The organism is Vibrio sp. 1731, assembly GCF_033339955.1.
Classification (GTDB): domain Bacteria; phylum Pseudomonadota; class Gammaproteobacteria; order Enterobacterales; family Vibrionaceae; genus Vibrio; species Vibrio alginolyticus.
This window is the reverse complement of sequence record NZ_JAWOVO010000009.1, coordinates 182,992-197,559: the sequence shown is the minus strand read 5'-3', so window position 1 is coordinate 197,559 and position 14,568 is coordinate 182,992. Positions and strand designations below refer to the sequence as shown.

Annotated in this window: 10 protein-coding genes; 6 read left to right on the top strand and 4 right to left on the bottom strand. The window is 46.7% G+C overall.

Annotated elements, in window-relative coordinates:
• Positions 1–54 precede the first annotated feature (54 nt).
• From R7035_RS13020 to R7035_RS13000, 5 genes are all read left to right on the top strand, one after another.
• The gene (locus R7035_RS13020) at positions 55–1,776 is read left to right on the top strand and encodes an efflux RND transporter periplasmic adaptor subunit (protein WP_318146160.1); all 1,722 of its coding nucleotides are present in this window, start codon (positions 55–57) and stop codon (positions 1,774–1,776) included.
• Between the two features lie 2 nt (positions 1,777–1,778).
• Complete coding sequence (locus R7035_RS13015; RefSeq protein WP_318146159.1) at positions 1,779–4,988, top strand: efflux RND transporter permease subunit; 3,210 nt, start codon at positions 1,779–1,781, stop codon at positions 4,986–4,988.
• Between the two features lie 76 nt (positions 4,989–5,064).
• Positions 5,065–5,631 (top strand): copper-resistant cuproprotein CopI, encoded by a 567-nt coding sequence (copI, locus tag R7035_RS13010; RefSeq protein WP_256901007.1) that lies wholly within the window; start codon positions 5,065–5,067, stop codon positions 5,629–5,631.
• Positions 5,632–5,957: 326 nt separating this feature from the next.
• Positions 5,958–6,809, top strand: coding sequence for a CARB family carbenicillin-hydrolyzing class A beta-lactamase (gene blaCARB, locus R7035_RS13005; protein WP_262651866.1), 852 nt, complete (start codon positions 5,958–5,960; stop codon positions 6,807–6,809).
• Positions 6,810–7,091: 282 nt separating this feature from the next.
• Positions 7,092–8,141, top strand: a complete 1,050-nt coding sequence (locus R7035_RS13000; protein WP_262651867.1) for a sensor domain-containing diguanylate cyclase — start codon at positions 7,092–7,094, stop codon at positions 8,139–8,141.
• 112 nt (positions 8,142–8,253) lie between these two features.
• Here the strand turns inward: R7035_RS13000 and R7035_RS12995 are convergent, their stop codons facing one another.
• A complete protein-coding gene (locus R7035_RS12995) occupies positions 8,254–8,406 on the bottom strand; it encodes a hypothetical protein (RefSeq protein ID WP_005375418.1) in 153 nt (50 codons plus the stop codon).
• 246 nt (positions 8,407–8,652) lie between these two features.
• Between R7035_RS12995 and speG the strand changes: the two genes are divergently transcribed.
• Positions 8,653–9,192, top strand: coding sequence for a spermidine N1-acetyltransferase (gene speG, locus R7035_RS12990; protein ID WP_005375417.1), 540 nt, complete (start codon positions 8,653–8,655; stop codon positions 9,190–9,192).
• A 47-nt stretch (positions 9,193–9,239) separates the two neighbouring features.
• Here the strand turns inward: speG and R7035_RS12985 are convergent, their stop codons facing one another.
• The 3 genes from R7035_RS12985 to vmeQ all read right to left on the bottom strand — a co-directional run bounded on the left by R7035_RS12985 (position 9,240) and on the right by vmeQ (position 14,560).
• The gene (locus R7035_RS12985; protein ID WP_005385112.1) at positions 9,240–10,037 is read right to left on the bottom strand and encodes a hypothetical protein; all 798 of its coding nucleotides are present in this window, start codon (positions 10,035–10,037) and stop codon (positions 9,240–9,242) included.
• 176 nt (positions 10,038–10,213) lie between these two features.
• A complete protein-coding gene (locus tag R7035_RS12980; protein ID WP_318146158.1) occupies positions 10,214–11,299 on the bottom strand; it encodes an OmpP1/FadL family transporter in 1,086 nt (361 codons plus the stop codon).
• A 120-nt stretch (positions 11,300–11,419) separates the two neighbouring features.
• Positions 11,420–14,560, bottom strand: a complete 3,141-nt coding sequence (gene vmeQ / locus R7035_RS12975) for an efflux RND transporter permease subunit VmeQ (protein WP_262651869.1) — start codon at positions 14,558–14,560, stop codon at positions 11,420–11,422.
• Positions 14,561–14,568 lie beyond the last annotated feature (8 nt).

The window sequence follows — 14,568 nt, the reverse complement described above, 5'->3', positions numbered from 1 at the left end:
GAGCAGGCAACAACGCTGTAGCGTCAAATGTGAAGGGGAAAATAAGGTAAAACAATGAAAACATTTAAGATTGCAACCATCGCGCTGATTGTTGGTGGTGCTTTAGGGTTTGGTGCTAATCATTTTCTTGCGGGCTCGTCGACTCACGACATGAGTGCGATGGGTGGCGAATCTGCTGCAAGCTCTAATGATCCGCTTTACTGGGTTGCCCCAATGGATCCGAACTACAAACGCGACAAGCCGGGTAAGTCCCCAATGGGCATGGATTTGATTCCGGTTTACGCAGAAGACCTATCCGGTGAACAAGACGCACCGGGTACAGTGACTATTGACCCTTCAGTAGAGAACAACCTCGGGGTTAAAACCGCAAACGCGACACTACAACAGCTATCACCACGCATCGAAACGGTTGGCTATATTGCCTTTGATGAAAGTCTGTTATGGCAAACCAACGTTCGTGTGGCGGGTTGGGTAGAAAAACTCTACATCAATGCCGTGGGTGAGAAAGTGAAGAAAGGCGATGTGCTGTTCACGCTCTACTCTCCAGAACTGGTTAAAGCACAAGAAGAATTGCTGAATGCGTACCGCACTGGCCGCAAAGGTCTTGAAAAAGGCGCGACCGAGCGCTTGGTAACGCTTGGGGTTGACCGTGCTCAAATCAAATCCATTACTCGTAGTGGTAAAGCATCGCAAACCATTGAAATCAAAGCGCCTGCTGATGGCGTTATCGCGAGCTTAAACGTGCGTGAAGGTGGCTATTTGTCCCCTGCTCAAGCGGTGATCAGTGCAGGTCCTTTGGACAATGTTTGGGTTGATGCAGAAGTCTTTGAGCGTCAAGCACACTGGATGAAAGCGGGCTCTCAAGCCACGATGACCCTTGACGCGATTCCGGGCAATGAATGGCAAGGTGTCGTGGATTACGTGTACCCAATCCTCGATCCGAAAACACGTACGTTGCGTGTGCGTCTTAAATTCCCTAACCCAGATGGCGCATTGAAGCCAAACATGTTCGCCAATATTGCCTTGCAGCCTGTCACTGACGACGCAGTGTTAACGATTCCTAAATCATCTGTTATCCGCTCTGGCGGTATGACTCGCGTTGTTCTGGCGGAAGGTGATGGCAAATACCGTTCTGCTCGAATTGAAGTTGGCCGCGAAGCTGGCGAACAAATCGAAGTATTACAAGGACTTAAACAGGGCGATAAGATCGTTACTTCATCTCACTTCATGCTCGACTCTGAATCAAGCCAGTCGGCGGATCTGTCTCGCATCAATGGTGTAGAAGCGGCAGCAGAAACGGCATGGGCCAAAGGTGAGATCACGGATGTGATGAAAGATCACCGTATGCTGACCATAAACCACCAACCTGTACCAGAATGGGATTGGCCGGGCATGGTAATGAACTTCACTTTCGCAGATGGCGTTGAGATGGGTGACTTGAAAAAAGGTCAGGCTATCGAATTTGAAATGCAGAAAACAGAATCTGGTCAGTACCAAATCGTTGACTATAAGGCAGACAACAGCGTCATTGCAGCTGAAGTTTGGCTGACTGGTGACATCACAATGCTGATGGCTGATTTTGGCATGATCACCTTAAACCACCTACCGGTTGCAGAATGGAACTGGGATGCGGGCGAGATGAACTTCTCTGTGGGTGAAGATGTTGATCTATCGGGTTTTGAAGAAGGACAGAAAGTTCGGTTTCTAGTTGAAAAACAAGGATCTGACTACGTTCTTAAACAGCTAGTTCCTGCAACAATAGCCGTCGAGGGTTAATTATGATCAATGCAATTATTCGTTGGTCACTGAGCAACCGATTCCTAGTGTTGGTCGCGACCTTAGCCCTTATATTAGGCGGACTTTACAGTGTAAAGAATACGCCTGTTGATGCGATTCCGGATCTTTCTGATGTGCAAGTGATCATCAAGACAAGCTATCCGGGGCAAGCCCCTCAAGTCGTTGAGGATCAAGTTACTTACCCACTCACCACCGCCATGCTTGCCGTGCCAGGTGCTGAGACAGTTCGTGGCTACTCCTTCTTTGGTGACTCTTACGTTTATATCATTTTCAACGATGATACCGACATGTACTGGGCACGTTCACGCGTGTTGGAGTACTTAAGCCAAGTAGCACCAAAGCTGCCACCGAACGCAAAACCAACGCTAGGTCCTGATGCAACGGGTGTGGGCTGGGTTTACAGCTACGTATTACAAGACAAAACCGGCAAGCATGATTTGGCCGATCTTCGCAGCCTGCAAGACTGGTTCTTGAAGTACGAATTACAAACCGTGGATGGCGTTTCTGAAGTCGCTACCGTGGGCGGTATGGTGAAGCAGTATCAAGTGCAGATTGATCCTGCCAAGCTGCGTGCTTACAACCTCACTCTGCAACAAGTGAACATGGCAATCCAAAACGGTAACCAAGAAACCGGCGCGTCCGTTATCGAAGTGGCCGAAGCCGAACACATGGTTCGTACCACGGGCTACCTAACCAGCATTGAAGACATCAAATCACTGCCGCTAAAAGTCACCGAGAAAGGCACGCCGTTGCTATTAGGAGACATAGCAGACATTAACCTTGGCCCACAAATGCGCCGTGGTATCTCAGAGCTGAATGGCGAAGGTGAAGCGGTCGGTGGCGTTATCGTGATGCGCTTTGGTGAAAACGCCAGTGAAGTGATTGCGAAAGTCAAAGACAAACTGGCAGATCTACAACGCAGCCTGCCAGAAGGTGTGGAAATTGTTGCAACTTACGATCGCTCTACCCTTATCGATTCAGCGGTAGAAAACCTCTGGAAGAAGCTTGCAGAAGAGTTCATCGTCGTCGCGATTGTGTGCGCGTTATTCTTATTCCACATTCGTTCTTCATTGGTTATCGCTCTGAGCCTACCGGTCGGTATTCTTAGTGCGTTTATCGTAATGCATTGGCAAGGCATCAACGCCAACATCATGTCTTTGGGTGGTATTGCGATTGCTATCGGTGCCATGGTGGATGGTGCAATCGTGATGATTGAAAACGTTCACAAGCACATTGAACGAACACCACTGACCGACAAAAACCGCTGGCAAGTAATAGGTAAAGCCGCAGAAGAGGTCGGCGCACCGCTGTTCTTCTCGTTGCTGATCATTACTCTTAGCTTCGTACCGGTGTTCGCCTTAGAAGGCCAAGAAGGCAAGATGTTCTCGCCGCTTGCGTTCACTAAGACGTACGCCATGGCAGCGGCAGCAGGTTTGGCAATCACACTCGTCCCTGTGCTTATGGGCTACTTCATTCGCGGTAAGGTGTTACCGGAACACAAAAACCCGGTTAATCGTGGCTTGGTCGCGTTGTACCGCCCACTGTTGAACACCAGCTTAAAATACCCTAAGACCATGATTGTTATCGCATTAGGTCTAATGGCATCGGCTTACTACCCAACCAGTAAACTGGGTAGCGAGTTCATCCCGCCGCTGGATGAAGGCGACTTGATGTACATGCCAACGACCTATCCGGGTATCTCAATTGGTAAGGCGCGTGAGCTTCTACAGCAAACCAACAAACTGATCAAAACCGTTCCAGAAGTGAAAACCGTATGGGGCAAAATTGGCCGAGCTGAGACCGCAACCGATCCAGCGCCACTCACCATGATTGAAACCGTGATTCAGTTGAAGCCACGCGATCAATGGCGTGAAGGGGTAACAACCGAGTCACTGCGCAAAGAGTTCGACAAGCTGGTTCAGTTCCCTGGTCTTACTAACGCTTGGGTAATGCCGATCAAAACGCGTATCGACATGCTGGCAACGGGCATCAAAACCCCTATCGGCATTAAGATCGCCGGACCCGATCTGAAAGTGATTGAGACGATTGGCTCTCAGTTGGAGCCAATTCTTAATGGCGTACAAGGCACGGCATCGGTTTATGCGGAACGTGTAGCAGGTGGTCGTTATGTCACGATCGACATTAAACGTCGTGCCGCAGCGCGTTACGGCTTGAGCATCAAAGACGTTCAGCAAGTGATCTCCACTGCGGTGGGCGGTATGAATGTGGGTGAAACCATCGAAGGCTTGGAGCGTTACCCAATCAACGTTCGTTACCCACAAGACTACCGTGATTCAGTGGTTAAACTGCAAAACCTACCTTTGGTGACACCAAATGGCGCCCGTATTTCGCTGGCTGATGTAGCGGACATTCGTTACGAAGACGGCCCTCCGATGATCAAGACAGAAAACGCACGTCCAAACGGCTGGGTCTTTGTCGACATCGATGGTCGTGACCTTGGCTCTTACGTCGTGGAAGCACAGCAAGTCGTGGCTGATCAATTGGAACTTCCTGCGGGTTACTCGCTGGCTTGGTCTGGTCAATACGAATACATGGAACGTGCGAAAGATCGCTTGAGTGTCGTGGTACCAATCACTATCGCCATCATTATGCTGCTGCTTTACTTCAGCTTCCGTCGCGTTGGCGAAGTGATGATCATCATGCTTACTCTACCGCTCGCTATGGTCGGTGGTTTATGGCTCATGCATATCCTCAACTACAACTTCTCGATTGCCGTTGGGGTCGGCTTTATTGCCCTAGCAGGTGTCGCGGTTGAAATTGGGGTCATCATGCTCGTCTACCTCAACCAAGCATGGCACTACAAGAAGCTGGATGCGGAAGAGAGCCAACAGAAGCTTGAGGCAAAAGACTTAACCGATGCCATTCGTGAAGGTGCAGGCCTGCGTGTTCGCCCAGTAATGATGACGGTACTGACAGTCATTATTGGTCTGATTCCGATCATGTACGGCGAAGGTACAGGATCAGAAGTAATGCAACGCATCGCCGCACCAATGATTGGCGGTATGGCATCGGCACTGCTGCTGACGCTGTTGGTACTTCCAGCCATCTTCAAGCTGTGGAAACAACGTGAGTTGCGCCCAAACAACTCAACTCCGAGCCAAACAAGCACGCAAACTGGCAACCAAATCGAAAACGCCGACAGCACAGATCGCACTGGCAACAAGGCTTAACCCCTACCTTCCCCTCAATCAATTCGTTTGGGGGGAAGCAACCAAGTTATTAATGAATTAAAACAAGGATATAAAAATGAAAAAGACACTAATCACTCTTGCTCTAGCCCTAACAACAACGACTGCGTTTGCCCAAATGGATCATTCAAACATGGATCACACGAACATGGATCATAGCAACATGAAGCATGAAAATATGGACCACGGCAGCATGAAGATGGACCACAGTAAAATGGACCATTCAAACATGATGGATATGCCGGGCATGTCGGCAGTTGGTATGCCAGCAAAAGGGGCAAAGCCAGACAAGGTGGTACACGTGATCTTGGGTGATGACATGACCATCAAGTTCAAGAAAGACGTTAAAATTGAGCCAAACGATGTGGTGCAATTTGTTGTGATGAACACAGGTAAGATCAACCACGAGTTCACAATCGGTTCTGCCAAAGAGCAGCTAGAACATCGTGAAATGATGAAGACAATGAGCGGCGATCACATGCATGACTCAGGCAACGCAGTTACGGTGGAACCAGGTAAAGCGAAGCAATTACTGTGGCACTTCCACGGTGACAACAAGGTTGAGTTCGCGTGCAACATTCCGGGCCATGCAGAATCGGGCATGGTTAAAAAGATTGAACTGTAAGTAATTATCCAAATAGACAAAGGAGCTGATGATTCAGCTCCTTTTATTTCTCTGGATCAAACTATTCGTTAGCTCATGATAAGAAATTCTGAGCCAGTGTCTCTCGCTAAGATATTTCTGTGACCGAATCACCGACGTAATATATAAGCCAAACTACAGGCCTTGATAGCAACACTCTTCTCCCCATATTGAGACCGTTTAAGCGTATTGCAAAGAATCCTACATAAAATAGACATAGATTTAACAGTGTTTAGAGTATTGGCTCGTTATAGTTTACGTGACATCGCTACCGCGCGAACTAAAACTAAAATTGAAGAACACGATCCATGAAAAAGTTATTTTTGTTGGCTGGGCTAATGGTTTGCTCAACCCTAAGTTACGCGTCCCAACTGAATGAGGACATTTCTCTCCTCGAGCAACAAACCTCAAGCAGAATTGGGGTGTCAGTTTGGGATACCCAAGCAGACGAGCGTTGGGATTACCGTGGCGATGAACGCTTCCCACTCATGAGCACATTCAAAACCCTAGCTTGTGCCAAAATGCTAAGTGATATGGACAGCGGTAAGCTAAGTAAAAATGCGACCGCAAAAGTCGATGAGCGCAGTATCGTTGTATGGTCTCCAGTGATGGATAAGCTCGCAGGCCAAAACACACGCATAGAACACGCGTGTGAAGCCGCTATGTTAATGAGTGATAATACCGCAGCCAACTTAGTATTAAATGAAATTGGCGGCCCTAAGGCCGTAACAATGTTTCTGCGAACAATTGGAGATAAAGCAACGCGCCTAGACAGAATAGAACCTCGCTTGAACGAAGCCACACCAGGCGACAGCCGCGACACAACCACACCTAACGCCATACTAAACACTCTTCGAACTTTGGTCGAAGGCGAAACGTTGTCTTATGAGTCTCGTGTACAAATAAAAATCTGGATGCAGGACAACAAAGTTTCAGACTCGTTAATGCGTTCTGTATTACCAACAGGTTGGTCTATTGCAGACCGTTCTGGTGCGGGAGGTCATGGTTCGCGTGGCATTAACGCGATTATATGGAAGGAAAATCATCGACCTGTTTACATTAGTATTTATGTCACAGAAACCGAGCTCTCACTTCAAGCTAGGGACCAACTCGTTGCGCAGATAAGTCAGTTGATTTTACAAAAGTACAAAGACAATTAAGTCTCTACTCACCTGACCCCATTTGTATCCTTTTCTAGCCCTTCTCTTCCAGAAGGGCTCATTCTGTACTTCCATCTTAAAAACACCACTTATTGAGTAATGACTTACTTATAAATAGGTATAAGATTTACTTATTTAGGGTGAGTTAACGCCCACATTAAGCAACCAAACGCACACAAACGGCGATAATTAAACCATACTCTTACCAAGAAGCACATTTTCTACAAAATAGCTTCACGTAATTTATTGTTGGTATTTGCAACATTGCCAAGGAGATGTCTATTGAGACTTGAAAGAACTTTTAACCCTGATGACTTATCGATGCAAAACATGGAAAGTCCTATATGTATGCCGATAGGGTTTGTTCACTTTTTAGCTCAATCGGAAACACTACAGCAAGTACTTGATACGGTGGCAGAATGGATAAATCGCATATTTAACTCTGACCGTGCGAGTATCACACTTTATGAAAACAATGATCATTTAAAGGTCTACTCTTTCTCTGGTAGTAAAGCGATTCCCGCTGAATTTTTAGTGCCCATTCATCAAGCGTTTGTTGGCCGAGTGTTCAAAAAGCAACAACTGATGATCTGCGATGATGTTACGCAATCTGATGAGATCGATTGTGTGATGCTCGCATCCAATGGTATGGGTACGTGTATGGACGCGCCTTTAATGCACGGTAAAGTCTGCCTAGGAACGCTTAATGTTGCGCATCATCAAACGCACATTTACACAAACGAACAAGCGGCACAGCTTCAGTGCATCGCTAATTGGATTGCTTTAAACATTGCCCTTCATATACAGATTGTGAAAATGGAGCACCTCGCCACGACGGATGATCTAACAGGTATTCCAAACCGCAGAGAGTTCATGCGACAAATCGAAAGCCGCCTAAATGAATACCGAACCCAGGGCATTGACTTCCATGTTGCTATTTTAGATCTCGACAATTTTAAAAGCCTCAATGACCGATTTGGTCATGACGCAGGCGATAAATCACTGATCCATGCAGTTAATACTATTAAAAGTCATCTACTTGATTGTGACTTACTTGCCAGAGTTGGTGGTGAAGAGTTTGCCATCGTATTAAGAAGTCGCTCATCACAGCAAGCTCTAGAAACATTAGAAACGATTCGTAATGCACTAGAAACGACGACCGTTCAACATTCAGGTTGTGATATGAGCTTCACCGCGAGTATTGGGGTCACTCAAGTCTGTCGTCTCGACGACTCATTTGAACCATTAGTTAAACGCGCCGACTTAGCACTTTACAAGGCAAAAGAAACCGGAAGAAATCGCGTTGAGTTTCATATTGGTGAAGAAAGGTAGAAAAAATAAAAAAAGGTAGCGACTCATTGCGCTACCTTTTATCGATTCTAACCCGCTTAAAATAACTAATACGAACTTTAAGCCAGTTAAAAATAAGAATGAGCAAATTTAATTATGCTTTCTTAAGATCTTTAGCTGGGTAAGTTAGTGTTTTTTCGCCTGCTTTTACATGTGTGTAAAAACCGCCACTGCTTAAACCTGTAACAACCATTTCGCCAAGATCGATACCTTTAGTCGCTACTACTACGTCACCGATTGAAAACATATTGAATACCTTGTTTGTTTAGATTAAGACACTAAGTCGTTGCGCGGTATTTAATACGATATTAGGCAAAGCACCTAATCGAGTTTTTTATCGTAAAGATTAATTTATATTTGTCGTGAACTCTAAGTTTCCACATTGAAAATCACAGGATATTTTCCAAAAAAAGATGCGCGATTCTTGTGAAATACGGTAATATTTTCTAGCATCAAGTGCGGAGGTATTCTCCGCCCTCATTGGAGAAAAATGATGAAGAAAGGCCTAAAAATGCGTGCATTAGAGCGTTCTGATTTGCGCTTTATTCATGAACTGAATAACAACCGAAATATCATGGCCTACTGGTTCGAAGAGCCTTACGAATCTTATGACGAGCTCGAAGAACTTTATCGAAAACATATACATGATGACGCTGAAAGGCGTTTTGTCGTCGAAGATGAAGACGGCATCGTAATTGGCTTAGTTGAGCTGATCGAGATTAACTACATTCACCGCAGCGCGGAATTTCAGATAATCATCGCCCCAGAGCATCAAGGCCGAGGTTATGCGACAGAGATGATTAATCGTGCGTTAGATTACTCATTCTCAATTCTTAATCTACGTAAAATCTACTTATTAGTCGCAGTGGATAACGAAGTCGCTATTCACTTATACAAAAAGTGCGGCTTTATCGAAGAAGGTCACCTTGTAGAAGAATACTTTATTAACGGCGCTTACAGCGATGTTAAGCGCATGTATATATTAAAACACCAGTACCAGAAAAAGATCGAAGAAAACAACTCAATTCACTAGTTCATTCTATCAAAGTAAAAACGCAGCTATTTGGGCTGCGTTTTTATTTATTCAAATTGATATTGATATGATAATACGATGCGCTTGTCTGCTTCATCCAAATAGGTGTTGTTGTCCATGACAAACGTCATTACGTTAAAAGAGTGGCGTTTGCTCACGAGGTAACCAAGACCAATACCACCAAAGAAGCCTTTGTAGTTCTCTCCTTCACTGTTTTCTGAGCCGTAAGTGCCTGCTGCGAAGCTGATTAACGTCAGCTCTTTGGTAAACGATTTCAGCGCAAATGCACCAACGTAACCGCTACTGCCTGAAGAGCTCATCATATTGAAGCCATTCTCTGCACTTGGCGTACCCGTAAAGTTAGGCTCGCTACAGAGACTACTTTCTGCACCGTCACAAACAGGAACATCACCAGTGTTGTACGTATAGCCTGCCATTGGGAAAATTTGGAAGCCTGCTGGCTCAATCCCGAAATAACTTAGCGGCATAAAGGTACCAACGCTGTAGTTGGTTTGATCCGCGCCGTTTACGTATTCATTTTTGCCGAAGTTGAAGTTCACGATACCGACCGGAAACAACCACGAGCCACCAATACGCCACTCGCTCGCATCATCATTGATACGCAGGTTGATTTTGCGCGCTTGGTCAAGCGCAAGTGAGCCCGAGAATGAGATGTTTTGATCATCAAAATCGTAGTTGTTTGCGTACGACGCGCCAAATTTCGTGATGACTTTTGTTGGGTCATCCGCCAACTTGTTTTTATTGTCTTTTACTCGATGCTCGGCACCATGAGCCAGCGTACTGACCAACAAAGTCGTACACACTAACGCTAGTTTGTTTTTCATTTTTTAGTCCTTTGAGATGTTGAATACCCGCACTTAGCTGCGCAGATATTTTTTGAATCATCACTCACTGGATGTGACAAAAGCGCCCTAACTACCTTAGATGGCGTGACAGCATCCAGTGCAGGTAGTTAGGGTAGAATGGCCTGTAAGGAAGGCGTTTTAGCGATTAGGAATGATTAGTTTTTCCAGTTGTAGCTCATGCTCATGAAGTACAGTGCAGGCTCATCAAAGCCCGCTTGGAAGCGTGGCGTTTCTGAAGACTCCATCAAGACCGCTTCAAACGCGAAACCAATTGAGTTTTCTGAATCCAATTTGTAATCAATGCCTGTACCAATGCGGTACGCCTTGCCAGTAGGAACGGTAATGTCACCGTTTGATTGGCTTTCATACATGCTGGTATCGAATGCAAAACCTGCATTCCACATCATTTTTTCATTCAGTTTATACTGAGTACCCAATGCGATTTGGTAAGTGTCTTGTGTCTCTACGTTCAGCGTGGTTGTGTATTCGCTCCAGTCTTGCCAGTTCACGTTCCACATCACCGCTAGGTCATCATTCACTTCGTGGTAAGCACTGAAGATCAGTTGTTGCGGAGCAATGGAGTTGCTATTGTCGAATTCAAATTCGGTTTCAGAAGAGTAAGACAGACCAAGACGCGTGCCTGGTGTTGCTTCATAAAGCACACCTACTCGGCCGTTGAGCTGAGTATCTTGGTCTTCGTCATTGAAGTTCAAGGCTCCCTTCGTTTCCACTTCATACATACCGTACTGAATGCCAAGCGCCGCACCCACAGACCAGTGATCATTGATGCGGTAAGAAGCGGAAGGTTGAATGGTCAAGGCTTGCGTCGTTGCTGTAGGAATATCTAAATGATCACCCAAAAGACCTTCGTACTCGAGGCCAAGACCGTAGTTGGCATACAGACCAATACCCAGCGTCCATTTGTCGTTCACTTGTTGGCTGTAAAATGCCGACGCCATAGGAACAAAACCAATCACGTTGCCCGCATCGCCAGTCATCGTGTCTAGTTGCGCGTCACCGTAAAGGCCAATCAGGTTACCAGAGAAAGATTTACCAGAAACATTCGCCAGACCAGCCGGGTTTGCTGCCATTACTGAGGCATCTTGCGCACGAGCCGCCATACCAGCGGATGCCAAACCAATATCCGATGCTGTTGTTTCGTAAAGGTATAACCCACCCGCTTGCGCAGCAGCACAAGTCAGTAGAGAACTCGCTACGACGATTTTTGAAAGATTTTTCATGTTAAAACCTATTATTGTTAGGGGAACCCACGCTGCGACGGTGGTTGTATATCAATGAAAGGCATTGGCCAATCGCACACAGCGTGGGGGTGTTGTGGAGTCAGTCAGTTGAAATCAGCGTTATTGCTCGCTCACCTCAAGTTCAGTGGGTTTCTTTCGCTTAAACTTCTCGCGCAGAGATTGCATCATCACGAAGAACACTGGCGTCAGTAACGTGCCAACAAACGTAGAGAGAATCATGCCGCCGAATACCGCAAAGCCCAGTGAGTGACGAGATGCCGCACCGGCACCCGATGCAATCACCAACGGGAATACCCCCCAGATGAAGGCGAATGCGGTCATCTGTACTGCTCGGAAACGGATTCGAGCAGCTTCTTTGGCAGCATCAATGATGGATAAGCCCTTTTCTTCTCGCAGAACTTTGGCAAATTCCACGATAAGAATCGCCACTTTGGCGGACATACCGATCAAGATGACCACACCAATCTGCACATACAAATCGAACGGTTGTCCCACCAGCAGTAGCGTGCCCATTGCGCCGAGAATCGCGACTGGAACCGCCATCATTACCGCAGCAGGAATGGTCCAACTTTCGTACTGAGCCACCAAGAACAAGTAGGTGAACAGCAAAGACAATGCGAACGCGATTGGTGCCATGTTGCCTGCTTTCATCTCTTGGTAAGTCATGCCTGACCACTCGTACGAGTAACCACTTGGCAAAGATTCCGCAGCCAGTTTTTCAATGGCTTTTACAACATCACCCGAGCTGTAACCTGGCGCTGGCGCACCGTTCACGGTTGCAGAACTGAACATGTTGTAGTTCGACAAGGTATCAGGGCCGAAGATCGGCTTCACTTTCACTAGCGTTGCCAGTGACACCATTTTTCCAGAGCTAGAACGAACAAACAGATGGTCGATGTCGTCGATGTTGTCACGATATTGCTCTTCTGCTTGCACTTTCACTTGGTACGAACGACCAAACAAGTTGAAGTCAGAAATGTAGGCACCGCCCAACTGCGCTTGCAGTGTGCTGAAGATTTCATTCAACGGTACGCCCATCGAAATCGCTTTATCGCGGTCAATATCGATGTAACGTTGCGGAATGTTGGCACGGAAAATCGAGAACGCACGCGCCACTTCAGGCAGTTGGTTGATTTGGGCAACAAAATCAGCGGTTGTTTTTGCCAACTCTTGTGGAGAACGGCCCAAGTTGTCTTGCAGCACAAGGTTGAAACCATCTACCGCACCCATACCTTTGATTGCCGGCGTCGCGAAAACGAACGAAGCGGCATCTGGCGTTGAGTTCAGCATTTGGTTAACTTTATTCATCAATGCGCGTTGGTGTAGCTCAGGGTCTTTACGTTTGCTCCAGTTATCCAGTTTGATGATCAACATGCCCGAGTTTGGAATCGACGCCATGTTAATTACCGAGAAGCCCGCAACCGAAACCACGTTCTCCACACCTTCCATCTGTTTTAGTTCATCAACGTACTTCTTCATTAATGGTGCAGTACGCTGCAATGCTGCTGCGTCTGGTAACCGCATTTCGACCATGAACACGCCTTTATCTTCGTTCGGTACGAAAGAAGAAGGTACGGTCATGAACGCAAACGCCAGCACCGCAATAAGCGCGCCATACACACCGATACTCAGCACAATACGACGGCTCAAGAAGCCAACTAAACCTTGGTATTTGCGCGTTATTGCTTCAAAACCTCGATTAAACGCACGCAAAGGCGCAATAGGTTGCGAGTGAGTTGATTTCAACATCAACGCACAAAGCGCTGGCGTTAACGTTAATGCGTTGATCGCAGAGATCAGCACCGACACACAGATGGTGACTGCGAACTGGTTGAACATTCGACCGGAAATACCCGGCAATAGCGCAACCGGTACGAATACCGCCAACAAAATAAGCGTTGTTGCCAATACTGGCCCCGTCACTTCTTTCATAGCTTGGATCGTGGCCGGAATCGAGTCTAAATGCTCTTCATGGATAACCCGCTCCACGTTCTCTACCACGATGATCGCATCGTCCACCACTATACCGATGGCGAGGATCAAGCCAAACAACGAGATGGTGTTAATGGTCATGCCCATCACGCCCATGATTGCGAAAGTCGCAATGATGGAAACCGGAATCGCTAAGGTTGGAATGATGGTCGCTCGCCAGTTCTGCAAGAAAACGTACACAACGAAGGTGACAAGAAGTACCGCAATCACCAGCGTCTCGTACACTTCATCAATCGATGTCTCTACGTATTCGGTAGAGTCATACGCGATGTCATAGACCAAATCATCTGGGAACGATTTCTCGTACTCTTTCATGGCCTCTTTCACCCGCTCCATCACGTCTAGCGCATTCGCTGTCGGCAACTGGTACAAGGCCAGAACGGCGGCTGGTTCATTATTCATACGACCATCAGCTTCGTAACCTTGTGCGCCAACTTCGACACGAGCCACATCTTTCAAGCGAATCAGAGAACCTTTCTTGCTCGCACGGATGATGATGTTCTCGAACTCTTCCGCAGAAGTAAGGCGGCCTTTGGTTTGCAAAACATATTGATATTGCTGATCACCCGGAGCTGGCATACCACCGATCTTACCAGCCGCCACTTGGATGTTTTGCGTTTTAATTGCGCCAATAACATCGCTAGCAGAAAGCTTCAAGGTAGCCAGTTTATTTGGGTTCAACCAAATACGCATTGAGTAGTCTTTCTTACCCAGCAGCGTAATGTCACTCATACCTTCGATACGTTTTAGACGCTCGACAATATTGAGATCCGCGTAGTTAGAAAGGTAGATACTGTCGTGAGACTGTTTCGGAGAACGCAGTGTGATAACGCCCAGCATGTCGGAAGATTTCTTCTTAACCGTCACACCGATTTGGTTTACTTCTTGTGGTAGAGACGACGTCGCCTGTGCCACCAAGTTGTTCACACGAACCTGCGCCATATCGCCATCTGCGCCCACTCGGAAGTAAATACGCAATGTGTATGAGCCATCGTTACCAATCACAGAAGACATGTAAATCATGTCTTCAACGCCGTTGACTTTGGCTTCTATCGGTTGTGCTACGGTCTTTTTAACCACGTCCGCGTTTGCACCCGGATACATGGTGCTCACCGTAATTACCGTTGGAGAGATTTGAGGATACTCAGAAATTGGCAAGACTTTCAGGGCGATCATACCCATCAATGTCATCGCCAGTGAGATCACCAAAGCAAACTTCGGCCGGTGAATGAAAAATTTACTTAACATCAGTACTC

What these genes read in the sequence shown, in the direction of transcription:
- R7035_RS13020 (WP_318146160.1), top strand. Translation starts at nt 55, where the DNA reads ATGAAAACATTTAAGATTGCAACCATCGCGCTGATTGTTGGTGGTGCT.
- R7035_RS13015 (WP_318146159.1), top strand. Translation starts at nt 1,779, where the DNA reads ATGATCAATGCAATTATTCGTTGGTCACTGAGCAACCGATTCCTAGTG.
- copI (WP_256901007.1), top strand. Translation starts at nt 5,065, where the DNA reads ATGAAAAAGACACTAATCACTCTTGCTCTAGCCCTAACAACAACGACT.
- blaCARB (WP_262651866.1), top strand. Translation starts at nt 5,958, where the DNA reads ATGAAAAAGTTATTTTTGTTGGCTGGGCTAATGGTTTGCTCAACCCTA.
- R7035_RS12995 (WP_005375418.1), bottom strand. Translation starts at nt 8,406, where the DNA reads ATGTTTTCAATCGGTGACGTAGTAGTAGCGACTAAAGGTATCGATCTT.
- speG (WP_005375417.1), top strand. Translation starts at nt 8,653, where the DNA reads ATGAAGAAAGGCCTAAAAATGCGTGCATTAGAGCGTTCTGATTTGCGC.
- R7035_RS12985 (WP_005385112.1), bottom strand. Translation starts at nt 10,037, where the DNA reads ATGAAAAACAAACTAGCGTTAGTGTGTACGACTTTGTTGGTCAGTACG.
- R7035_RS12980 (WP_318146158.1), bottom strand. Translation starts at nt 11,299, where the DNA reads ATGAAAAATCTTTCAAAAATCGTCGTAGCGAGTTCTCTACTGACTTGT.
- vmeQ (WP_262651869.1), bottom strand. Translation starts at nt 14,560, where the DNA reads ATGTTAAGTAAATTTTTCATTCACCGGCCGAAGTTTGCTTTGGTGATC.